Source organism: Pseudoalteromonas sp. JSTW (genome assembly GCF_013423925.1).
GTDB lineage: Bacteria > Pseudomonadota > Gammaproteobacteria > Enterobacterales > Alteromonadaceae > Pseudoalteromonas > Pseudoalteromonas lipolytica.
The window spans coordinates 3,363,667-3,387,770 of the sequence record NZ_CP058972.1 but is presented as its reverse complement, the minus strand read 5'-3'; the positions used below and the strand labels follow the sequence as shown (position 1 = coordinate 3,387,770).

The window sequence follows — 24,104 nt, the reverse complement described above, 5'->3', positions numbered from 1 at the left end:
CGCAATGCTGTTAATGATCGACAACTATGATTCGTTTACCTACAACCTAGTGCAATACTTTCAGCGCTTGGATCAAGAGGTATTGGTTAAACGAAACGATGAGATAAGTGTTGCCGACATCAAGCAATTAAAGCCCGAACATATTGTCATTTCTCCTGGGCCTTGCTCACCAAATGAAGCCGGTATTTCGCTGCAAGTGGTTGAAGAGTTTAAAGGGCAGCTGCCTATTTTAGGTATCTGCTTGGGACATCAAACAATTGCGCAAGCATTGGGAGGTGAGGTCGTACGAGCACGACAGGTTATGCATGGTAAAACCTCCTTAGTGCACCATACAAACCAAGGTGTTTTTAAAGGCTTAGCCAACCCATTGACGGTATGTCGTTACCATTCGCTGGTGGTTGATAAACAGAGTCTTCCCAGTGAGCTGAGTATTACAGCGTGGACCGAACACAATACGCATTTTGATGAAATAATGGGAATAATGCACAAGGATCTCGCACTTGAAGGTGTGCAATTCCATCCTGAAGCAATTTTGACGCAACAAGGGCTTGAATTACTTGCCAACTTTTTAACTCGCTTCTAATCTTAAGCTAATTATTTACAAATATGAACGACAATACTGCTGTGCAAATGACCGATGAAATCCGACAACAAAGGACTGCGATGGTGCTTAATGAGCGTGCGCATGATCTTTTGCTTGGCCACAGTTTTGCACAGCGTCAGATTGGCTATATTCATACTTTAGAAATTGATTATGGCGAGCAAATGGAGCAGCGAACTTTATTAGAAGTTGAAGTTGCAGCGCAAAAGAAACGCCAAAAAAGCAGTACAGCGCACCATAAGTATCGTGCTCAAGCGAGTCAGCAATTACATCAAGTGATTGAAAATGCGATGAACAAGCAGCTGGAAGATATTGATTCAGTGGTACATGAAACCATTGGCATTCAAGACAGTGTGCCCGCTATTTTAGATATTCTTGCGACACGGTCAGCATCGGTAGGTCGCTTAGAGCCGTTAATTAAAGATTTAACTTGGCTTGGGCGTGAGCTCGTCGCGTTTGTTAATTTGCCATACTATCGCCAGCAACGCAGTAAACACACTTCCGTTAAAGTTGATAACCCGTTACTCGCATTGCGTTATATTGGTCTTGATAACCTGAAATTTGTGGTCCCGACATTCGCAGTACGTCACTGGATGCCTCACAGCACAGAACCCTTTCCTTTATTAAAGCGCCGCTTACGAGATAATTCAATGGCATGCGCTATTGCAGCACAAGAAATAGCAAAGCTAAACGGCGTTAATGAAGAACACGCGTTTACTTTAGGCATGTTATTGGATGTAGGGAAAATTGCCTTAGTAAGGCTCTATTTGCGCACTTTTGAGCGAGTGTGGCAACGCAAGGTGGCAATGGCGCGCGAAGAACAAAAGAAAGATTTGCATACTGCATTATTAGAGTTAAAACCCGATCCTTTATTTTTAAGTTCGTTATTAAGCAAATTGTCACTTAAAGTGACAGCCACCGTGATTGAGCAAATGGCATTTCGGTATTTGCCGTTTAACGCCGTTTTGCAGCAATTAACGACACCCCTTGCTAAAAATGATGAATACCTTCCTCTGACCCAAGTGATTTTAAAAGCACGGTGCTATGCGCAGTTTTTAAGCTTGAACGAACATCAGTTAGTTGAGAAAGATGAAGTTCAACGCTGGTTTACGCATTATGGTTTTACACAAAATGAGCTTGATGAACTGGCAAAATGCAACTTTGAGAACTTCCATATCCAAATTAATTAAAATAATTGTTAATTTTTTTGCGACTATTCATTCATTGTAAATGCTGAGCGATAGCAATATTTAGATAACGTGCCCATGCGTGGTTTGCTAGCAGCGCGCCTTTTAAGTGTATTTTGTATAAAAAATACCCCTCAAATAGTTATTCACTATCCATGAAAAAATATCTCAAACCCTTTATTTTCAAGGGCTGCATGAAAGTTTTCTAAGAGACAGATGGATTTTTTTCTGAAATAATGGATGAATGAAAATTGAACCAAAGAGTAATTAAGGTGATTTTACTCTAAGCTCAATTAGCTTAGTAAAATAGCTTAGTTTAGCTTTATAGCGCCGCTTAAGATGGCGTGTGCTTACGATAAAGAGGATATAAAATGACAGTCAATCGCGAATTATTTGATCACGTAATGGTTCCTAACTATGCACCATCAAGTGTTATTCCTGTGCGAGGCGAAGGCTCTCGAGTTTGGGACCAAGAAGGTCGTGAATTTATCGATTTTGCAGGTGGTATTGCTGTTAACTGCCTTGGCCACTGTCACCCGGCCTTAGTAAGTGCATTAAAAGAGCAGGGCGAGAAAATCTGGCATCTATCAAATGTGATGACCAATGAGCCAGCACTGCGTTTAGCTAAAAAGTTAACCGATGCAACGTTCGCAGAAAAAGTTTATTTTGCTAACTCTGGTGCAGAAGCAAACGAAGCCGCATTAAAACTTGCGCGTCGTTTTGCACTTGATAACTTTGGTGAGCAAAAATCACAAATTATCTCATTCAATAAAGGTTTCCACGGTCGTACATTTTTTACTGTAACAGTAGGTGGCCAGGCTGCCTATTCAGACGGCTTCGGTCCTAAGCCGGGCGATATCGTACATTGTGATTACAATGATTTAGCGGCTTTCGAAGCACTGATCAGTGACAATACATGTGCAGTCATGATGGAACCTCTACAAGGTGAAGGCGGGATCATTTCACCAACAAAAGAGTTTGTAAAAGGTGTACGTGAGCTGTGTACTAAGCACAATGCGCTGTTAATTTTTGATGAAGTACAAACAGGTGTCGGCCGTACTGGTGAGCTTTATGCGTATCAAGGTTTAAATGTCACGCCTGATATCTTAACCACAGCTAAAGCGTTAGGTGGCGGTTTTCCTATTAGTGCAATGATCACCACAACTGATATTGCTCAGCACTTAAAAGTAGGAACACACGGTTCTACTTATGGTGGTAACCCACTTGCGTGTGCTGTTGCAGAAGCTGCATTTGATACGGTGAATACACCAGAGGTATTAAGTGGCGTTAAAGAAAAATCGGCTTTATTCCGCGAACTATTAACTGCAATCAACGACAAGTACAACGTATTTAGTGAAATTCGTGGCGAAGGTCTACTATTGGGTGCAGTGGTTACTGAGCAATTCAAAGGCCGTGCAAAAGAGTTTTTAGTGGCAGGGACCGAAGAAGGCGTCATGTCATTAGTAGCGGGTGCAGATGTTGTTCGCTTTACTCCTTCACTTGTTATCCCTGACGCTGATATCCGCGAAGGTATGGCTCGTTTCGAAAAAGCAGTTGCTAAAGTCGTTAACGGCTAATCATTCAACTGACATATCAGGGCAAGCACTGCTTGCCCGCGTTCATAATTTACCGTTATTTATAAGGGAGCAAGCGGACTCATGATGATCCTTCGCCCAATCCAGCAAAGTGATTACCCAGCATTACTTAAAATTGCCCATGAATCAGGGCATGGTTTTACATCTTTGCCTAATAATGAAGAGTTGTTACAAAAGAAAATCGATCATTCACTGAGCTCATTTGCAAAAGTAGCCCAGCAGCCTGGTGATGAAGGTTACCTGTTTGTTCTTGAAGATAGCGAAACAGGCGAAGTAGTGGGTACTTCAGCCATCGAAGCCGCCGTGGGTTTAGATGACGCGTTTTATCATTATCATTTAAGTAAAGCGATTCATTCATCGCGTACACTTAACGTTTATAAAGCCGTTGATATCTTAACGCTATGTAATGATTACACCGGTGCAACAGAGCTATGTACATTGTTTTTGAGAGATGGTTACCGCAAAAATAACAATGGTAAATTACTATCAAAAGCACGTTTTATGTTTATTAATCAACATAAAGAACGTTTTGCTGAAACTGTTATTGCAGAAATGCGTGGTGTGTCAAACGAGAATGGCGAAAGCCCATTTTGGCAATGGCTTGAAGAGCACTTTTTCTCAATGGATTTTCCAACAGCCGATTACCTGACGGGAATAGGTCAAAAAGTATTTATTGCCGAGTTAATGCCTAAATACCCAATTTACGTGAATCTATTAAGCAAAGATGCGCAAGCTGTTATTGGTCATGTGCATGATAATACTCGCCCAGCTATTGAGCTGTTGAAGAGTGAAGGTTTCACTTTTAACGGCTACGTTGACATTTTCGATGCGGGTCCTACGGTTGAAGCTAAAGTGGATAATATCGCTACGATTCGTAATTCAAGAAAGGTGCAGGTCGAAATAGGTCAAAGCCAAGGCGACACCACCGTGATGCTCGCTAATGATAAATTGACTGACTTTAGAGCCACAGTGACACAAATTAATCTACCGTGTGATGTCGATACAATTACCCTTTCAAGTGAGCTTGCAAAAGCCCTTCACTTAGAAGCTGGCGACACCGTATCAGTTGCAAAACTATAGAATTTAGGAGACACAGTAATGACGCATGCAGCGCAATTTATTAATGGTCAATGGCAAGCAGGCCTTGGTCATGCATTCAACTCTGTAAACCCTGCAAATAATGATGTTATTTGGCAAGCAAATACAGCCACGGCTGAGCAAGTAGACAGCGCTGTAAATGCCGCGCGCCAAGCTTTTTATAGTTGGGCGGATAAATCATTTGCAGAACGTTTAGCTATTGTTAAAACGTTCGCTGAAACGCTTAAAGAGCATAGCGAAGAGTTAGCGCTGATCATTGCGCAAGAAACAGGTAAACCGTTGTGGGAAACTCGCACTGAAGCAGGCGCCATGGTGGGTAAAATTGCGATTTCTGAAAAAGCGTTTTTAGAGCGTACCGGCGACGTTGAAAACCCCATGCCACAAGGCCGTGCGATGATCCGTCATAAGCCACATGGTGTTGTTGCCGTTTTTGGTCCGTATAACTTCCCAGGTCATTTACCAAATGGGCATATCGTTCCAGCATTACTAGCGGGTAACACGGTTGTATTTAAACCTTCTGAGCTTACTCCCGCTGTTGCAGAGCTGACTTTAAAACTGTGGCAAAAAGCAGGTTTACCTGATGGGGTTATTAACCTTGTTCAAGGTGAAGTTGACACAGGCAAGGCGCTTGCGGCGCATAAAGGCATTGACGGCTTATTCTTTACGGGGTCATCGCGTACAGGTCATATCCTACATGAACAATTTGCAGGTCAACCGGGTAAAATCCTTGCTTTAGAAATGGGGGGGAATAACCCGCTTATCGTGACTGACGTTGCGGATACTAAAGCTGCTATTCACGATATAGTTCAATCTGCGTTTATTTCTTCAGGCCAACGTTGTACCTGTGCGCGTAAGTTATTCTTACCTGTGGGCGAGCAAGGTGACGCCATCTTAGCGGGTCTAATAAAAGCAACCAAAGCGATTAAAGTAGGTGAATATGATGCTGATGAACAGCCGTTCATGGGCTCTATGATTTCAGCTGCGGCTGCCGCGGGTATGGCTGCAGCACAACAGCAATTAGTAGAACTAGGTGCTGACGTATTAGTTGAGTTAACGCATACAGAAAATACCGGCTTTGTAACGCCAGGCATTTTAGAGTGTACAAACGTGACTAATTTCCCTGATGAAGAGCACTTTGGTCCACTTCTTAAAGTTTTCCGCTTTACTGATTTTGATGCTGCCATTGATAAAGCAAATGACACAAGCTTTGGTTTATCAGCGGGTCTATTAAGTGACAATGCAGCAGATTACGACCACTTCTTACGTCGTATTCGTGCTGGTATTGTTAACTGGAACCGCCCAATTACGGGTGCATCGAGTGCGGCTCCGTTTGGTGGCATTGGTGCGTCTGGTAACCACAGAGCAAGCGCATATTATGCAGCAGACTACTGTGCATACCCTGTTGCGTCAGTTGAGCTTGAAAAAGTGGCTATGCCAGCCACATTAAGCCCAGGCTTAAAAATAGACTAAATCAGTATTAATGATTATAAAAAGCAGCTTCGGCTGCTTTTTTTGTATTGGCTTTATAGCAAAGGTAGCAATTAAAAGCGCTTTCTGCTTAAATCTATAGAGTTAGTCATTTTATTAGGTGTGCAGTCGTATGGTTTTAGATAGGCAAGGGTACGATGATCTTGTCATGTATCTCACTCAAAATTTAGCGCTATTTGAGAAGCCAGGTCAAATAAAGCCAGGAGCTCCAACGGTGCTAGAGCTAATTGAAGACGTGATTGCCGAGAATGTCATGCTGCTTTGCGAACAGCATACAGAATTGAACACCGAACAACGCAGCCAAATCGTTCGCGAAGTCGATGGCATCGTTTATGACTTACAAGAAGTACTAAGCAGTGTCACAAATCAACCTGTTACTGTTGAGCAACACGCCTTTATAGATGAGTTTGCTGGACTTGTAAAAAACTTATTCGATACAGCCGTTGCTGAAAGTGCGTAATCTCCTTTAACACCTAATATCGTTTTTCGATTGCATCTGAGTGTGACTTGCTTACAATCAAGCAAAATAACTTTTAGAGATAAAATAAATGCAAGCGAATGTAAAATGGGTAGAAGGTGATACCTTTATTGGCCTTTCAAATTCAGGTCACAATGTCGTTTTTGATGCGGGTAGTGACAGTGCTGCACCAAGTCCAATGGAAATGGTATTAATGTCGGCAGGGTGTTGCTCATCTGTTGATGTTGTTAGTATTCTTAAAAAAGCGAAACAATCATTTTCTGACGTGCAAGTAAAGCTCAGTGCTGAGCGTGCTGAATCTGCTCCTCGTGTGTTTACCAAGATTCATCTACATTTTGTGGTTACTGGCGATAACGTGTCTGAAAAACACCTTGCGCGTGCTGTTCAATTGTCTGCAGAAAAGTATTGTTCTGTAGCCTTAATGCTTGATAAAACAGTAGAAATTACACATAGCCATGAAGTTGTGGAAGAACAAGTAAAATAACGCTTTTTCCAAACGCAAAATTCGTATAAAATCCGCGAACTTTTATTTCTGCTGGTGCAGGTTTCACTCGTTTAAAGGTTGGTTTAGCATGAATAAACCCTTCGATAAAATTAAGCTTCATGGCTTTAATAATTTAACTAAGAGCTTAAGCTTCAGTATTTACGATATTTGCTACGCGAAGACTGAACAACAGCGTAAAGAATATATTGAATATATCGACGAACAGTACAGTGCTGATCGCCTTACCGATATTTTAGGTGAAGTAGTGGACATTATTGGTGCAAACATTTTGAATGTTTCTCGCCAAGATTATGATCCGCAAGGTGCCAGTGTAACAATTCTGATCTCAGAAGAGCCAATTGAGCAGCAAACAACGTACGACGTTGATGAAGCGCCGGGTCCACTTCCTGAAACTGTGGTAGCACACTTAGATAAAAGTCATATCTGTGTTCACACTTACCCAGAAGCGCACCCTGATGATGGTATTTGTACTTTCCGTGCTGATATCGAAGTATCAACGTGTGGCATTATTTCGCCACTGAAAGCGTTGAACTTCTTAATTCACAGCCTTGAGTCAGATGTAGTAACAATTGACTACCGTGTTCGTGGTTTCACGCGTGATGTTGATGGTGTGAAACACTATATCGACCATGCGATCAATTCTATTCAGAATTACATGACTGAAGATACAAAAGAAGCGTACCAAATGATGGACGTAAACGTGTATCAAGAAAACTTGTTCCACACTAAAATGATGTTAAAAGAAACCGACTTAAATACCTATTTATTCGGTGTATCTACATCTGATTTGTCAGAAGACGAAGAAGAAGAGATCCGCTCTAAGCTAACACGCGAGATGCAAGAAATCTTCTACGGTCGTAACTTACCTGACACTGAGTAGTCACTGGTAACGTATTAAAAAAACGGCGCATAAAATTATTATGCGCCGTTTTTTATTTTATAAGCAGTAACTCAGTTTGTCTGCCATTTAGATACCACACCCCTGATTTATCGAAAAACGCATCTTCTTCGAGCATAATTCGAATTTCTTTATTCCATTGTTTTATAAAAACGGCGTTGTTTAATTCAATCGAATACGCGGTATTTAAGTGCAGTGGATAGTCGCCATCGCCAGCAACCCCTTGTTGTGAATCCCACATGCCCAGCGTTGTTCCCGCAGCATGGCCATGGTAACCAATAGGGTGGGTGTATATTGTGGGCTTTAACCCTTGAGCAATCGCCTCTGCACGAGACTCTTTTAGTACTTCATTACCCGTTTTACCGGCTGCAAAGTGTGAGGTGAAAATATCTTGTAATTGATTGCCACTTTTTAAGGCATTCACTAAATAGTCTGGTGCCTGCGTTTCGTTTTCTTTTAACACGTAAGCATGTTGTTGAGTGTCAGTGTTCAAGCGCAAATAGGTAATGCCAAAATCAACATGCAGTAGATCACCCGCTTGAATAATGTGCTCATTATCTTTGCTAAAGCTTGTTTCATGATCAAACGTTGTTTTATCGGCACGCTGTATACTGACACTGGGGTGAAACCATGTTTGCAGTTTTAATTCTCTTACCCGCTCTCTAAACCACCAGGCTAAATCGTTTGTGGTTGTTTCACCTACCTTTATCACTTTGCTTGAGAAGCCCTCAGCAATAATTTGATGCGCAATAGCCACTGCCTTTTTATACATGTCTACTTCTTCAGGTAAACGTTGCTCGAGCCACTCAATAGCGAGAGGTTCAGCAGAAATGAGCTTATCAAGGTATTTTTTAGGGAGTGCGCTTTTAAGATTATTAAAATCACCGACGACAAGACCATCGGCATGTGCCCAGTTTTGAGAGGTGTTTAGGGCAATATTTTTAGGTTGGTATGTTTCAATTATGTCATTTAGAGCAAGCCATTGATCAGGTTGCTTTTGTTTATCCCATGACTTTTTGAATACCTTGCCTATTTTATATGGCGCGATAGCGTGCGCATCAACCCCACCTTGTTGGTTTCGAGCAAACACCAAAATGGTGGTGCGTCTGGCTGATAACCAAGTCGCAGGCAGCATTGTTTTTAAAATAGGATCTTCGTTATATTCTCTACTGATTAGCAGCCACATATCAATATTATGCTGCTTCATTAATGGGGGCAGTAACGTTTTTACTCGTAATTCAGTCATTTTATCAATAAATTCAGCGCGCGCTTTCATTGGTAAAATATCGACCGTATTTGCGCTTAATGGCAGGGCTAATAAGGCACAAAATAATGAAATAACCGTTTTTTTGTTATTAGTCATGGGTTAACTCTTTTTATTGTCAGTGTCTTTAGAACATAGCAATAATAAATAGACAAGACGATAAGATTAAGATGAATAACAGGTTTATATCTACGGGGTTGCTTGCTACAGTAAATTGATAGATTGCTCAAGAATGACTAAACCAATGATTGAACATCAGTTATTTAAAGCCGAACAAATAAGAACGAATGAAGCCATTGCGGCTAAACGTTGTGGTGTTGCGATGTACACGCTTATGGAACGTGCTGGTCAGGCTGTGTTTATGCATAGCGTGAACTACTTTGCGGACGCGTTGCATTACGTGGTGTTGGTCGGCGTTGGAAACAATGCTGGTGATGGCTACATCGTTGCAAATTTGGCTAAACAAGCAGGAAAAAACGTGACAGTGATAGCCGCTGTACCTGACAAACCCTTGTCAGGAGATGCACTCACCGCACAACAAGCTTGGTTAGATGCCACAGGCGAAATCGTGACAGACTTTGCTGTGCTTGAACAGGCTGATGTTATCGTTGATGGTTTGCTTGGTACGGGTATTCAAAGTGACGTTCGCTCGCCATTTAGTGAGCTGATAAACGCGGCGAATAATAGCCAAGCGCCCATTATAGCTATCGATCTACCCTCTGGTATTCATGCCGATACTGGCGCCGTTCAAGGTATTGCAATTAAAGCGACTGTTACTGTGACCTTTGTGGGTATTAAACAAGGTTTGGTAACGGGGCAAGGGCGCGCGCATGCAGGGCAATGTGAGTTTGCAGATTTAGGCATTGCTGATGCATTTGCGTTGCTGTGCTCACCCTGTGCTTGGCTTATTAATCAGCAAACAATCAACTCACTACCAGCGCGTGATAACAATAGCCACAAAACCAGCCATGGTAAGTTATTGTGCATTGGGGGTAATGCAGGTACAGCAGGTGCTATTCGCTTAACGGCAGAAGCGGCACTGAGAACAGGTGCGGGTATGGTTAAGGTGTATACGCATACCAGCTCAATTCTCAGTGTAAGTATGGGAAGGCCAGAGTTAATGGTCACAGACGCTAATCTAATTGCTTCTCTTGAATGGGCAAGCTGTATTGCCATAGGCCCCGGTTTGGGGCTTGATAGTTGGTCTGAGGCTACTTTTGAAACAGTCATGCAGTACTGTTTCACCAATAATAAACCCTTAGTTATTGACGCCGATGCACTTAATTTAATTGCCCAACATGCGTCGTCATTTCCACTGACAAACACGGTTATCACTCCTCACCCCGGTGAAGCCGCACGGCTGCTTAATTGCAGCACCTCAGACATAGAAACTGACCGTTTTGCAGCGGTCAAACGTTTAGCGCACAGCTATACCACAACCTGCGTACTAAAAGGGGCTGGCACATTAATTAGCAATAACAATAAAACCTGGGTCTGCACAGATGGTAATCCAGCCCTTGCTGTTGGGGGGAGTGGAGATGTACTCACTGGCGTTATTGCAGCCCTAATTGCACAAGGGCTAGATACTCAGCAAGCAGCCTGCCTAGGGGTCTGCTTACATGCAAAAGCGGGTGATATCGCCGCTGAGCGCGATGGTGAGCGTGGTATGTTGCCAAGTGATTTGTTTATGATAGTCAGAGAGTTAGTTAATTCACCTTAACAAGCCATAAATTAAAGGGCCAATTTCATTTATGCCCATTCGCCTCATAAACAGCTCACAATCATTGAGTATTATTGCGGGTTGTATCAGAGTGTTTCAAAATGATGGGCTCTTGTGTCGACAGTGTGGGTTTTATTTTTTAGTCATTAGTTATAAATTAAACAATAAGTAGCACGATTAAACGTCGCGTTGCTATTACATGTATACCCACTGTTTGGATTAAAATAATTAAAAGGATTTATATGAATAAAGCGGTTAATTTATACTTGCCTCTACTCGTGAGTGGCATAGCCTTAGTCACTGCAAGTGTGAGTGTGCAAGCTGACAGCTCTCATCCCGTAAAACACTTTCCAAAAACAGCAACCCAGTGGAAAGCCACAACACAAAAAGATATTGAAGCTGCTTATCAGCAATCAGTCGATAATCACCCCGGCATGTTTGATAGCGATAACCCAGGGTTTCCACAATTACTGTTTAATGCCAAGCAACACGCTTTAATGCTTGCCGACCAAGTAGAAAATGCACAAGGTTACGCAGCCGCAATTGCACGTTTTAATTCGGTTTTGCAAGATGGTCACGCTGGGGCAGTTGCACTGTTACCTGACGACGTTAAGTTGCCACGACGCTGGCCCGGATTTTCTGCAGTATGGCGTGGTGATGGCTTAAAAGTGTATTACAGCGAGCATGATAAAGTAACGAAAGGGGATAAAATAGTGCGCTGTAATAACACGCCTATTGAACCCTTAATGCGCGATACCCTGTTTAAATTTTATGGTGAAGTTGATCAACCCGGTCATTGGTGGAACCAAGGATGGCGATTATTAGTGGATGATGGAAACCCATTTCTAACCCCCTTTAAAAGTTGTGATTTTGTGAAAGTCAGTGGCGCGACGTATAGCATTAGACTTGAATGGTCTGAGCGCCCAAAAAATGTTCGCCAGCACTTAGTAAATGCTTACAATGGTGATGAGCTCGAGGTAGGCCTACACTGGGCAACTCAAGAGATTGCTTGGGTAGCAATGCCTTCATTTTCACCAAATGAAGAACAAAAAGCACGTTACCGACAACTCTTCACTGATTTAGCCGAGCAGCGTGAACAGTTGCTAACGGCTAAAGCGGTGATATTCGATCTTCGCCATAATCAAGGCGGCTCAACATATTGGAGTATGAAAATTGCTGAGCAACTTTGGGGGCCGCAGCATGTGACATCGCGAAGAGAGCAGTTAGTTAAAAATACACGCGTTTGGTGGCGAGCATCCAAAGATAATACGCAATACCTTGAGTCATTAAAAACAAAAGTGCAAGACCAGCCCGAGGTCTTCGCTATAGTAAAACAAGTCTCAGCAGGTATGCAGACGGCGTTAGATATGGGTGAACCTTTTTATATTGAGAAGAAGCCAGCAACGACACCGGTCTTAGATGAAATATCTGAAAGCGATTTTAACACTAAAGCCATCGTTATAGTGCCCGGACAATGTGCCAGTGCGTGTCTAGATGCAATCGATACTTTTAAGTTATTTTCAAATACAGTGTTATTTGGTGCGCCGAGCAGTGCTGATTCAACCTATATGGATGTTCGATTTGTTGATACTCCCTCAGGATTAAGCAAAGTGATAATCCCTAACAAAGTTTATGTAAACAGAGCGCGCGGTAAGGGGGATTTTTACTGGCCTGATATTCCATACCATGGCGTTGACTGGACAACAGAGGTTTTATTAGAACACATTGAGCGTGTTATAAAGTAAAGTGATCTGTAGAGATAAAAAACCCAGCCGAAGCTGGGTTTTTTAAGCGAAGTGCTTGGAGTGGACTACATCATGCCGCCCATTCCACCCATGCCGCCCATGCCACCCATATCAGGGGCACCAGCGTCATCTTTTGGGATTTCAGCAACCATTGCTTCAGTTGTGATCATAAGACCCGCGATTGAAGCAGCGTACTGTAGTGCAGAACGCGTTACTTTAGTTGGGTCTAGGATACCCATTTCGATCATGTCGTTGTATTCGCCAGACGCTGCGTTATAACCGTAGTTACCTTCACCGCCTTTCACATTGTTAACAACAACAGATGCTTCGTCGCCTGCGTTTGTAACGATTTGACGCAGTGGTGCTTCCATCGCACGAAGTGCAACTTTAATACCGTGACTTTGGTCTTCATTGTCACCAATTAAGTCTACCAGCTTGTTTGCAGCGCGCACTAATGCAACACCACCACCCGGTACAACACCTTCTTCAACCGCTGCGCGAGTTGCGTGTAATGCATCTTCTACGCGGTCTTTCTTCTCTTTCATTTCGATTTCAGTTGCTGCGCCAACTTTGATTACTGCAACACCGCCAGCTAGTTTAGCCATACGCTCTTGTAGTTTTTCTTTATCGTAGTCAGACGTTGCTTCTTCGATTTGTGCTTTGATTTGTGCAACACGGCCATTGATACCGTCTTCTTCACCTGCGCCATCGATGATTGTTGTGTCATCTTTAGTGATCACAACGCGCTTCGCTGTACCGAGGTCTTCAACTGTTGCTTTTTCAAGTTCTAAACCGATTTCTTCAGAAATTACAGTACCACCCGTTAAGACTGCGATGTCTTGTAGCATTGCTTTACGACGGTCGCCAAAACCAGGTGCTTTAACTGCAGATACTTTAACGATACCGCGCATGTTGTTCACAACAAGCGTTGCAAGTGCTTCACCTTCAAGGTCTTCAGCAATAATTAATAAAGGCTTGCTTGCTTTAGCAACCGCTTCTAATGTAGGTAGTAACTCACGGATGTTAGATACTTTTTTATCTACAAGTAGAATGAATGGGTTATCAAGCTCTACAGCGCCTTTTTCTGCGTTGTTGATGAAGTAAGGAGACAGGTAACCGCGGTCAAACTGCATACCTTCAACAACGTCTAATTCGTTTTCTAGTGACTGACCTTCTTCAACAGTGATAACACCTGAATCACGACCCACTTTTTCCATTGCTTCAGCAATAATGTTACCAATTTCGCTATCAGAGTTAGCAGAAATAGTACCTACTTGGGCAATCGCTTTTGTGTCAGCACAAGGAACAGACAATGCTTTAAGCTCTTCAACAGCTGCTGTAACCGCTTTGTCGATACCGCGCTTAAGATCCATTGGGTTCATGCCTGCAGCAACTGCTTTTAAGCCTTCGTTTACGATAGCTTGCGCTAATACGGTTGCAGTTGTTGTACCGTCACCTGCAGCGTCATTCGCTTTTGACGCTACTTCTTTAACCATTTGTGCGCCCATGTTCTCGAACTTGTCTTCAAGCTCGATTTCTTTTGCAACAGACACACCATCTTTAGTGATGACTGGCGCACCGAATGATTTGTCTAAAACAACATTACGGCCTTTAGGGCCTAAAGTTACTCTTACTGCGTTTGCTAAAATATTTACGCCTGTTAGCATTTTGCCACGTGCGTCACTTGCAAAAAGTACTTCTTTTGCTGCCATGATTTAATTCCTCTTAAATTCTGTAAACGGGTTGCTAAACGAAAAGTAGGATTAACCTACAATGCCTAGAATGTTATCTTCACGCATGATCAGGTACTCTTGACCTTCGATCTTTTCAGCTTTTTCAACATAAGAGCCAAACAGCACAGTGTCACCGGCTTTTACTTCTAATGCTCTTACCTCACCGTTGTCTAATACACGGCCATTACCAACAGCGATAACTTCTCCGCGCGTTGATTTTTCAGCTGCAGAGCCAGTTAAAACAATACCGCCAGCAGACTTAGTTTCTTCTTCTAGACGCTTAACGATGACGCGATCATGTAAAGGACGAATGTTCATTTATTTAGTTCTCCTAACAGTTTCTGAACAGTACAGAAAAAATCTTGTGTTATGCAGGGGAGTGCTAAAGCCACCCGTTGCGTTTCATTGCCTTCAATAATGGGGGTGGCTTAAAAAAATCCAAGTATAAAAATTAAAAATTTTTAATCTTTTCGCTCAAATTCGCCATCAATGGTTGTTGGCTGGTGAGTTGGCTCTTCATGTTGGCTGGTTTTACTATGATATTGAAAGTGTGCAGCGCCTTGATTCATTTGTGAGCTCATACGCACAGTCGCTTGACTGGCAAGGCCTGCCGCCAATTTATTGCGCACTACTGGCGTTAATAATAAAAAGCCAAACACGTCGGTCATAATACCAGGGGTCATCAGTAAGACACCGGCGATAATCACACACAGACCGGTAAATAACTCTTTTGCAGGCATTTGCCCTTGCGCCATTTGCAGTTGTACGTTTTGAATAGCACCGATACCTTGCTGCTTTACAAGTTTTGCACCGACAATCGCGGTGACAATGACAAGCGCTATGGTTGCAAAGCCGCCAATGACTTCACTCACTTGAATGAGCAGTGCAATCTCAACAATCGGCACTAAAATAAATAATAAAAACAAAAATCTAAACATAACGCTCTCTAAAAATGTCGCTCTTTTTTGAGTCAGTGAAATATAAATATGGGTGATCAGGTCTTTTTTCAAGGTAGAACCAAGGATCATTGAGGCCGCTACACATTGTAGTGACTATCGGCTACTATGGTGCGACTCATGTAATCAAATAAAGGTTCCTTATGACTACGCATTTTCGACTAATTTTTACTACCTGTGCAAATGAGAATGAAGCGCGTCTGCTGGCTCAGCACCTAGTTAAAGAAAAGCTAGCGGCCTGTGTGAACATTTTGCCGACCATTGAATCTATTTACATGTGGGAAGGTGAAGTGACTCAAGCCAAAGAGAGTAAGTTACTGATCAAAACAAAATCAGAAAAAATGAATGAGGTGATCCAAACTATCAAGAAGTTGCATAGTTATGAGGTGCCAGAAATTCAGGTCGTTGATGTCGCAACAGGCAATTTAGCCTATTTTAATTGGATGGATGAGGTACTTAATTAATGCGATCGTTCTTTTTATTACTCTGCGCACTGTGGTTATTGCCAGCCAGTGCAAGTAATAGCAATTTACTCGGAAATTTACTGCAACAACCAGCAGAACACACTTTTCTTCCTGTGGATCAGGCCTTTGTTTTTGATTTTGATCAGCAAGGTAACACCCTCTTCATTGGCTGGGACATAGCGCCAGACTATTACTTATATAAAAAGAAAGTCGAAATAATTGCCAAAGGAGCTGATATTGAAATTCCAGACCTTGGCAAAGGTGAAATAATCGAAGATGAGTTTTTTGGCAGAACCGAGGTTTTTTTTGATTCCTTAAGTATCATCTCAAAATTAAGCAACGTGACAGAAGATGCCGTTGTAAAAGTGCGATTTCAGGGCTGTGCAGAGGCTGGCTTATGTTATCCGCCAGAAGTTAGAACCATCCCTCTTTCAGTCATCGCCGGTGAGCAGGTTACCGACAGTGCATCTGCGGGTAATGCATTAGCGGCATTAACAGCCAATACTGAGTCTTTAGAAAATGTAGAGCCTTCGAAAACAGAACAAAAAAATACATCTGCAGCTCCCAAGGGGGAGCAGTCTTATACAGATAAATTAGCCTCACAGGGATTACTGACTAATTTAGTGATTTTCTTCTTGGTGGGTGTGGGTCTGGCCTTTACGCCGTGTGTTTTTCCGATGTTTCCAATTTTATCGAGCTTAATAGCAGGCCAGCAAAACCTTTCAACGAAAAAAGCATTTTCATTATCTTTTGTCTATGTACAAGGTATGGCGGTGACATATGCTGCGTTAGGTTTGGTGGTTGCTTCACTGGGTGGACAAGTTCAAGGGTATTTACAGCACCCAACCGTACTGATTAGCTTTAGTATTTTGTTTGTATTGCTGGCCATGTCGATGTTTGGTTGGTACGAAATTAAATTGCCAAGCGGCATGATGAATAAGCTCACTCAGGTGAGTAACCAGCAAAAAGGCGGCAACTATGTTGGCGTGTTTATGATGGGGGTGTTGTCGGGTTTAATCGCGTCACCTTGTACCACGGCACCGTTATCAGCAGCCCTGCTTTATGTTGCACAAAGTGGCGACTACTTGGTAGGCGGCTTGACGCTTTATGTACTCAGCTTAGGTATGGGCTTACCGTTATTATTACTTGGCACGTCAGGTGGTAAATTACTTCCTAAAGCTGGCGGTTGGATGGAACAGGTTAAAATCTTGTTCGGCTTTATTATGTTGGTTGTGCCACTCATTTTATTAGAGCGAATTGTTGATATTGAAATCATTTGGTTGATGGCCGGTTTACTTGCACTTGCAACCGCGTTGTATTTACACCATTGGCAAAGTGGTCAGTCGCAAAGTAAGCTAAAAACGGTTTTATGGTTTGCGGCAACGTTATTAGTCATTACAGGGGCTTCGTTAACGAAAAACTACTTTTGGCCGACTAAAGCAGTGGTTACTAATGTGGTAGAGCAAAACCACGGCTTTACACAAGTGGCGAACCTAGCAGAGCTTAAAGATAAAATTAGTGATGCAAATAGCCAAGGCCGTTTAGTGATGGTGGACCTGTATGCCGATTGGTGTGTTGCGTGTAAAGAATTTGAGCATTACACCTTTCCAGATGCCAATGTGCAAAGTGAGTTTGCTCATTTTGAGTTAATTCAAATTGATTTAACCGAAAGTGATGCAAAAACCATTGAGTTAATGGAAGAGTACACGGTGTTTGGTTTACCAAGTATTTTGTTTTTTGATACCCAAGGTAACGAGTTAGCCGAGCAACGAGTCACGGGCTTTTTAAATGCGAAAGACTTTGCCGAACATTTAGCAAAAGTACGAAATAACGCAAAATAAACGGTTAATTGCATCGAACAAGCTGAACGCCACTCAATTGAGTGGCGTTTTTATTTTTAAAAGAGCACTTCATGTAAAATCTAATACATTAGGTTTAATTTTAAACGGTTTGAATAATTAATCACCCTAATAAAACAACAAGGATAACTTGTCGCAGCTCCTTGTCACACGTACGATGCGCCTTGTTTAAGAGTGATTAGACCAGTATTTTGCTGCTATTTACGTCGAAATATCTATAATAGTTGGTTAACGTGAGAAATAGTTGCTATTTTACATTTACCCTCTTAAGTTAAGCAGGGGTTTATGTTGAATATGTTTAAACTAGTTACTTAAAGGATATATCGCGTATTATGGCTGCAAAATTCAGACTTTTAGTTATAAATGGGCCAAATTTAAACATGCTTGGCAAGCGTGAACCTGAAAAGTATGGCACACAATCTCTTGACGAGATTATGGCTGAACTAAGCACGGTCGCGACGCGTTACCATGTTGATTTAACGCATTTTCAAAGTAACAGTGAAGCGGCGCTTATTGAGCGAATTCATGCAGCGTGGCAAGCGGTTGATTGTATTATTATCAACCCTGCAGCATTTACACATACAAGCGTTGCCTTACGAGATGCATTACTCAGTGTAAACATTCCCTTTTACGAGGTGCATTTAAGTAATGTACATGCACGTGAAGCATTTCGTCATCATTCGTATTTTTCGGATGTGGCACAAGGCGTTATCGTTGGATTAGGAGCAATGGGTTATAAAGTAGCACTTGAAGCTGCGGTTAATCGGTTGCAAAACACACATTAATTTTAAATAAACTAACAGGCGGGTCGTTTAATGGATATTCGCAAGATCAAAAAACTTATCGAACTAGTAGAAGAATCTGGTATTGCTGAATTAGAAATCACTGAAGGTGAAGAATCAGTACGCATTAACCGTAATAATATGAGTGCAGGTCCTGCAATGCATTATGCACCTCAACATTTTGCGGCACCAGCGCCGGCAGCAGCACCTGCTCCAGTGGCTGAAGCACCAGCGGCAGAAGCAGCACCAGCAGCACCAACCGGTCATCAAGTTAAATCACCAATGGTAGGTTCTTTCTACTCAGCAGCATCACCAGAAGCAGCGCCGTACGTAGAAGTAGGTTCAAAAGTAAATGTTGGCGATACACTGTGTATCGTTGAAGCAATGAAAATGATGAACCAAATCGAATCAGACAAAGCGGGCACAGTAAAAGCTATCTTAGTTGAAAACGGCGAGCCAGTAGAATTCGATCAACCTTTATTCATCATTGAATAATAGCGCAACAAAAGGCCAACTCTATGTTAGATAAAGTAGTCATTGCAAACCGAGGTGAAATTGCACTTCGTGTATTGCGCGCCTGCAAAGAGCTTGGGATCAAAACTGTTGCTGTGCACTCAACGGCAGACCGTGATCTTAAGCACGTGTTACTGGCAGACGAAACAATTTGTATTGGTAAACCTGCTGCGTCTGAAAGTTACTTAGATATTCCGCGCATTATTGCGGCGGCAGAAGTAACGGATGCGGTGGCGATTCACCCAGGTTATGGTTTTCTTTCTGAGAATGCAGACTTTGCTGATCAAGTAGAGCAAAGCGGCTTTGTGTTTATCGGTCCAAGAGGCGACACAATTCGTCTAATGGGCGACAAAGTATCTGCAATTGAAGCAATGCGTAAAGCTGGCGTACCATGTGTACCAGGTTCTGACGGTCCATTAACGGCTGATAATGAACGCAATATTCAAATCGCTAAGCGCATTGGTTACCCTGTAATCATTAAAGCAGCAGGCGGCGGCGGTGGTCGTGGTATGCGTGTTGTGCGTAGCGAAAAAGAGTTAGTAGATTCAATCGCATTAACACAACAAGAAGCGAAGCAGTTCTTCGGTAATGGTATGGTTTACATGGAAAAATTCCTAGAAAACCCACGTCATATCGAAGTACAAGTATTAGCTGACGGCCAAGGTAACGCTGTTCACCTTGGTGAGCGTGACTGTTCAATGCAACGTCGTCACCAAAAAGTGGTTGAAGAAGCACCCGCACCGGGCATTACAGCTGAAATGCGTAAGTTCATCGGTGATCGCTGTACACGTGCATGTATCGAAATCGGTTATCGCGGTGCAGGTACTTTTGAGTTCTTATACGAAAACGGTGAGTTCTACTTCATTGAAATGAACACCCGTATTCAAGTTGAGCACCCTGTAACAGAGATGGTAACAGGTGTTGACTTAATTAAAGAACAGCTAAAAATTGCTGCGGGTCAACCATTATCATTCACTCAAGAAGATGTGGTTATTCGTGGTCACGCCATTGAGTGTCGTATTAACGCAGAAGACCCTGAAACCTTCATTCCTTCACCGGGTAAAATCACACGATTCCACCCAGCTGGCGGTTTAGGTATTCGTTGGGACAGCCACATTTATGCTGATTACACTGTACCACCTCATTACGATTCAATGATTGGTAAGTTGATCTGTTACGGTGAAAACCGTGATGTAGCGATTGCGCGTTCACGTAATGCGTTAAACGAATTAGTTATCGACGGCATTAAGACCAACACCCCACTGCATAAGAAAATCTTGGCAGATGAAAACTTCCAAAACGGTGGTACTAATATCCACTACCTTGAGAAGAAGCTCGGTCTTTAAACATAATAATGTTTACCTAAAACAAACCGGCAACTTTGCCGGTTTTTTTGTGTCAAATTCAAGGCATGGCTGATTCTCGCCTTACATAAATAATCTGGTATGATTAACAAAGTAGTGTGTTTTTAGTTTTTCATGAGGTAATAATGACCGACAGTGTTGGTTTTCCACTGGCTGATGAAGCTGCAACGGTAAACATGGGTAAGCAACTTGCGGCGTTAATGGAGCAAGGCGCGGTAATTTATTTGCACGGCGACTTAGGAGCCGGCAAAACGACTTTAACGCGTGGTATTGTTCAAGGTTTTGGTCATCAAGGTAAGGTTAAGAGTCCGACGTATACATTAGTAGAGCCTTATCAATTAACGAAAGCAGATGTCTATCACTTTGATTTATATCGTTTAGGTGACCCTGAAGAACTTGAGTATATGGGAATTCGTGACTATTTTTCACCACAGGCAATTTGTGTGGTTGAATGGCCCGAGAAAGGGGGCGAGTTTATCCCTACGCCCGATTTAGATGTCACGTTACGCTATGAAGGTGAGGCACGTGCTATTGAAATAAAGAGTTTAACTGAGCGTGGTCAGTCTATAGTTAGACAATTAAAGAGCGCGCAATAATAAAATAAATAACAATAAAAGGTGTGTTATCAAAAATGGGTCGTTGTACATTTAAACTATTAATTTTTTGGATGCTTTTGATTGTTAGTGATGTTGCGCTGGCACAAAATTCCATTAATAGCGTGCGTGTGTGGCCCTCTCCAGACAGTACTCGGGTTGTGTTTGATTTAAACGACAAACCCGATTACAGCTACTTTATGCTGAAAAATCCATCGCGTTTAGTGATTGATCTCAAAGACACCGATAAGTTAGATACACTGCCAAGTATTCCAAATAAACACCAAATAGTTTCTAAGCTGCGTTATTCGAAACCAAAAGACAGCAAAAGTGTGCGCTTTGTCTTTGAATTAACCCGAGCGACGAAGCCCGTGGTATTTGCATTATTACCTACTGACCCTTATAAGCATCGTTTAGTTGTTGACCTTGTTGATAAAACACCAAAAGCGGAGCCGATAGCGAGTACGAATAGCAGTGTCAAAAAGCGCGAGCTTAATCAAGAACGTGATATTGTGATTGCGATTGATGCAGGGCACGGTGGGGAAGACCCCGGTTCAATAGGGCCATCAGGCACCTATGAAAAAGACATCACGTTGCAAATCGCTAAACGCTTGGAGCGAATGATTGATGCTGAGCGCGGGATGATTTCACGTATGATCCGCCGCAGTGATTATTTTGTAAACCTGAATACGCGTACCAATATTGCACGCGAGAAAAAAGCAGACTTTTTTGTGTCTATTCATGCTGACGCCTTCACCAGTCCGCAACCGAATGGAGCCTCTGTGTGGGTGTTGTCGCTGCGCCGTGCAAACTCAGAAATTGGTAAATGGATTGAGGATAAAGAAAAGCATTCGGAGCTTTTAGGCGGTGCAGCTGGGGTGTTAAAAGACACCGCTAGTGAAAAGTATTTAGCGCAAGCATTGCTTGATATGTCGATGGACCACTCAATGAAAACGGGTTTTAACGTCGCTGAAGAGGTGGTTAGAGAGCTGAAAAAAGTGGCTAAATTACATAAAAAAGAACCACAAGCAGCGAGCCTTGCAGTGCTTAAATCGCCAGATATTCCTTCTATTTTGGTCGAAACAGGGTTTATCTCGAATCCGCGTGAAGAACGTTTACTAAAAACAGCCAATCACCAAGAGCGATTAGCTAAAGCAATCTTTAAATCAATTAAAAGCTATTATTTACAAAATCCACCTGATGACTCTTTATTTGCTAAATTAAAAGCGCAATACCCAACCAAGCATAAGGTACGCCCGGGTGAATCGCTAAGCATGTTGGCGAGTCGTTATGGCACATCTGTGAGCAAGCTTAAAACGGTAAATAACCTAAAATCGAACACTTTGTTTATCGGGCAAGAGCTTGATATTCCCCAAAGCTAGTCAATTAGCGTGTTAGGAACACTATGAGTATAGAAATATTACCCGCGCGACTGGCTAACCAAATTGCAGCGGGTGAAGTGGTTGAGCGTCCCGCGTCAGTCGTTAAAGAGCTGGTTGAAAATAGTTTGGATGCCGGTGCGACGCGAATCCAAATAGATATTGAACGTGGCGGTCATAAGCTTATTCGGATTCGAGATAATGGCTCGGGTATTAATAAAGACGAGCTCACGTTGGCATTATCTCGCCACGCAACCAGTAAGTTAAAGTCACTCGATGATCTGGAGAATATTTGTTCGCTAGGTTTTCGTGGTGAAGCGTTGGCCTCGATCAGCTCAGTATCACGTTTGACATTGAGCTCGAAGCCAAAAGAGCAAGAGGCTGCATGGCAAGCGTTTGCTGAAGGCCGTGATATGGCGGTGCAAGTCAAGCCAACAGCCCACCCCGATGGCACTACCATTGAGGTGAAAGACTTATTTTTTAACACCCCAGCACGACGTAAATTTTTACGCACCGAAAAAACCGAGTTTTCGCATATTGATGAGCTCATTAAGCGAATCGCTTTAAGTCGCTTCGATGTGTCGATTACGTTAACGCATAATGCCAAGGTCGTGCGTCAGTACCGTGCTAAACCAAACCCTGAGGATGCGATTACCCGTGTTGCGCAAGTCGCTGGTAGAGCATTTAGCGAACACGCTTTACATATTCAATCTGGTGAAGCGGGGCTGATGCTGCGAGGTTGGGTTTTACCTGTAGGGTCAAGCAACAGTACGCAGTACTCCTATGTAAATAATCGCATGATGCGCGATAAGTTGATTCTGCATGCAATTCGTCAGGCCTTTGAAGAGGTCGCAGGGTCTGAGGAGCTACCAGGCTTCGTTATTTATATTGATATTGACCCGCGCCAAGTTGACGTTAACGTGCACCCGGCCAAACACGAAGTGCGTTTTCACCAAGGGCGCTTGGTTCATGATTTTATTCTACAAGCGATTAAACAAGTGGTCGTGCCGCTTCAGCATGACGTCGATTTTGAGTCAGGTGCTAATAACACGCACTCTGTTGCAGACACGCCGCTTAATTTCACTCAATCAAGTACGTTGCCAGTGAGTCGCCCTGCTACAAGCTATTCTGAGCAGTATGATTACCCTAAGTCGGCATTACAGCCAACGCGTCACCCTTCGTATTCATCGTCGGGTGGGGCATCGCGTGCAGGGGGCAGTGCGCCAAGTGAGCCCCGAACTAAAACGACTCATCACGATGTTAATGCGTTTTATCAAGGAATTAGCGAGCAACACGCGGCACATTTTGACCATGTTAGCCCTGAGCCCAGTGTTGCAGCGGTAACCGACACACAACCCGCATTGACCCAGCTTATCCATGTGCAAGAGGGGCAGTGTGTATTTTGTGAAGATAACCAGTTATTTGCAGCTCACTTTAAGCACGCACTGAGCCTCGACTGGCACACTCAGGTTGAACAAGCAGGAAACCTTGAAGGCAAAGCATTGCTGTTGCCTGTGCGTGTTAATGTGAGTGATGATGACGTCAATGCGCTTAATGCGCAGCAATCTTGGTTTACGTTATTAGGGTTTGACCTCGTTATTGAAAAACATTTTGTGATGGTGAAAAAACTGCCGCCCTGTTTGTATTTATTAGATGTGAGTGATGCAATAGCTCGACTTATTAGTGCCTGTCAGAGTGTTGATAGCACATTAGACGGTTGGCTTATTTGGCTTGATAGCCAAATACCGACCCGGTATTTTGCAAGCCAAGTCTTTTTGGAACAAATATCGCGACTAGAAAATAATCCACAAACAATGCAACGTTTGCGTGAAAAAGCAGTTAAAATAGAACTATCTCAGTTTTTAAACGAAGCAAGGTAATC

22 protein-coding genes are annotated in these 24,104 nt (G+C 42.8%); 18 read left to right on the top strand and 4 right to left on the bottom strand.

What is annotated here, in order from left to right:
- The first annotated feature begins 4 nt into the window (after positions 1-4).
- The 8 genes from GZH31_RS15235 to speD all read left to right on the top strand — a co-directional run bounded on the left by GZH31_RS15235 (position 5) and on the right by speD (position 7,832).
- The gene (locus GZH31_RS15235) at positions 5-583 is read left to right on the top strand and encodes an aminodeoxychorismate/anthranilate synthase component II (protein ID WP_036973380.1); all 579 of its coding nucleotides are present in this window, start codon (positions 5-7) and stop codon (positions 581-583) included.
- A gap of 47 nt (positions 584-630) precedes the next feature.
- Positions 631-1,791 (top strand): HDOD domain-containing protein, encoded by a 1,161-nt coding sequence (locus GZH31_RS15230; protein ID WP_036973752.1) that lies wholly within the window; start codon positions 631-633, stop codon positions 1,789-1,791.
- A gap of 368 nt (positions 1,792-2,159) precedes the next feature.
- A complete protein-coding gene (locus GZH31_RS15225) occupies positions 2,160-3,365 on the top strand; it encodes an aspartate aminotransferase family protein (RefSeq protein ID WP_180311209.1) in 1,206 nt (401 codons plus the stop codon).
- 81 nt (positions 3,366-3,446) lie between these two features.
- Positions 3,447-4,463, top strand: coding sequence for an arginine N-succinyltransferase (gene astA / locus GZH31_RS15220; protein WP_036973377.1), 1,017 nt, complete (start codon positions 3,447-3,449; stop codon positions 4,461-4,463).
- 18 nt (positions 4,464-4,481) lie between these two features.
- Positions 4,482-5,951, top strand: a complete 1,470-nt coding sequence (astD, locus tag GZH31_RS15215) for a succinylglutamate-semialdehyde dehydrogenase (RefSeq protein WP_180311208.1) — start codon at positions 4,482-4,484, stop codon at positions 5,949-5,951.
- Between the two features lie 130 nt (positions 5,952-6,081).
- Positions 6,082-6,429 (top strand): DUF3802 family protein, encoded by a 348-nt coding sequence (locus GZH31_RS15210; protein WP_065979400.1) that lies wholly within the window; start codon positions 6,082-6,084, stop codon positions 6,427-6,429.
- Positions 6,430-6,517: 88 nt separating this feature from the next.
- Positions 6,518-6,931, top strand: coding sequence for an OsmC family protein (locus GZH31_RS15205; RefSeq protein ID WP_036973371.1), 414 nt, complete (start codon positions 6,518-6,520; stop codon positions 6,929-6,931).
- 88 nt (positions 6,932-7,019) lie between these two features.
- Positions 7,020-7,832 (top strand): adenosylmethionine decarboxylase, encoded by an 813-nt coding sequence (gene speD, locus GZH31_RS15200; RefSeq protein ID WP_036973370.1) that lies wholly within the window; start codon positions 7,020-7,022, stop codon positions 7,830-7,832.
- Between the two features lie 52 nt (positions 7,833-7,884).
- Here speD and GZH31_RS15195 read toward each other — a convergent pair whose 3' ends face one another.
- On the bottom strand, positions 7,885-9,213 hold the full coding sequence (locus GZH31_RS15195; protein ID WP_036973369.1) for a M24 family metallopeptidase: 1,329 nt from the start codon (positions 9,211-9,213) through the stop codon (positions 7,885-7,887).
- A 145-nt stretch (positions 9,214-9,358) separates the two neighbouring features.
- Here GZH31_RS15195 and GZH31_RS15190 point away from each other — a divergent pair, with 145 nt between their 5' ends.
- A complete protein-coding gene (locus GZH31_RS15190) occupies positions 9,359-10,834 on the top strand; it encodes an NAD(P)H-hydrate dehydratase (RefSeq protein ID WP_180311659.1) in 1,476 nt (491 codons plus the stop codon).
- Between the two features lie 242 nt (positions 10,835-11,076).
- Positions 11,077-12,579 (top strand): S41 family peptidase, encoded by a 1,503-nt coding sequence (locus GZH31_RS15185; RefSeq protein WP_180311207.1) that lies wholly within the window; start codon positions 11,077-11,079, stop codon positions 12,577-12,579.
- Between the two features lie 65 nt (positions 12,580-12,644).
- Here GZH31_RS15185 and groL read toward each other — a convergent pair whose 3' ends face one another.
- From groL to GZH31_RS15170, 3 genes are all read right to left on the bottom strand, one after another.
- Positions 12,645-14,291, bottom strand: a complete 1,647-nt coding sequence (gene groL / locus GZH31_RS15180; protein ID WP_075594292.1) for a chaperonin GroEL — start codon at positions 14,289-14,291, stop codon at positions 12,645-12,647.
- A gap of 51 nt (positions 14,292-14,342) precedes the next feature.
- The gene (locus GZH31_RS15175; protein ID WP_036973362.1) at positions 14,343-14,630 is read right to left on the bottom strand and encodes a co-chaperone GroES; all 288 of its coding nucleotides are present in this window, start codon (positions 14,628-14,630) and stop codon (positions 14,343-14,345) included.
- A gap of 143 nt (positions 14,631-14,773) precedes the next feature.
- A complete protein-coding gene (locus tag GZH31_RS15170) occupies positions 14,774-15,250 on the bottom strand; it encodes an FxsA family protein (protein ID WP_036973751.1) in 477 nt (158 codons plus the stop codon).
- A 161-nt stretch (positions 15,251-15,411) separates the two neighbouring features.
- Between GZH31_RS15170 and cutA the strand changes: the two genes are divergently transcribed.
- From cutA to mutL, 8 genes are all read left to right on the top strand, one after another.
- The gene (gene cutA, locus GZH31_RS15165) at positions 15,412-15,732 is read left to right on the top strand and encodes a divalent-cation tolerance protein CutA (RefSeq protein WP_036973361.1); all 321 of its coding nucleotides are present in this window, start codon (positions 15,412-15,414) and stop codon (positions 15,730-15,732) included.
- Positions 15,732-17,573: a protein-disulfide reductase DsbD gene (locus tag GZH31_RS15160; protein ID WP_180311206.1), complete on the top strand. Its 1,842-nt coding sequence runs from the start codon at positions 15,732-15,734 to the stop codon at positions 17,571-17,573. Before cutA ends, GZH31_RS15160 begins: the two co-directional genes overlap by 1 nt.
- A 350-nt stretch (positions 17,574-17,923) precedes the next feature.
- Positions 17,924-18,376, top strand: coding sequence for a type II 3-dehydroquinate dehydratase (gene aroQ / locus GZH31_RS15155; RefSeq protein ID WP_036973359.1), 453 nt, complete (start codon positions 17,924-17,926; stop codon positions 18,374-18,376).
- 30 nt (positions 18,377-18,406) lie between these two features.
- The gene (accB, locus tag GZH31_RS15150) at positions 18,407-18,868 is read left to right on the top strand and encodes an acetyl-CoA carboxylase biotin carboxyl carrier protein (protein WP_036973358.1); all 462 of its coding nucleotides are present in this window, start codon (positions 18,407-18,409) and stop codon (positions 18,866-18,868) included.
- Between the two features lie 23 nt (positions 18,869-18,891).
- Positions 18,892-20,232 carry an acetyl-CoA carboxylase biotin carboxylase subunit gene (gene accC, locus GZH31_RS15145; RefSeq protein WP_036973357.1) on the top strand — a complete coding sequence of 447 codons (1,341 nt, stop codon included), beginning with the start codon at positions 18,892-18,894 and terminating at the stop codon, positions 20,230-20,232.
- A 143-nt stretch (positions 20,233-20,375) separates the two neighbouring features.
- On the top strand, positions 20,376-20,846 hold the full coding sequence (gene tsaE, locus GZH31_RS15140) for a tRNA (adenosine(37)-N6)-threonylcarbamoyltransferase complex ATPase subunit type 1 TsaE (RefSeq protein WP_036973356.1): 471 nt from the start codon (positions 20,376-20,378) through the stop codon (positions 20,844-20,846).
- 35 nt (positions 20,847-20,881) lie between these two features.
- Positions 20,882-22,225, top strand: coding sequence for an N-acetylmuramoyl-L-alanine amidase (locus GZH31_RS15135; RefSeq protein WP_065979395.1), 1,344 nt, complete (start codon positions 20,882-20,884; stop codon positions 22,223-22,225).
- 23 nt (positions 22,226-22,248) lie between these two features.
- Entirely contained in the window at positions 22,249-24,102 is a 1,854-nt protein-coding gene (gene mutL, locus GZH31_RS15130; RefSeq protein ID WP_180311205.1) for a DNA mismatch repair endonuclease MutL, read from the top strand.
- The last annotated feature ends 2 nt before the right edge of the window (positions 24,103-24,104 follow it).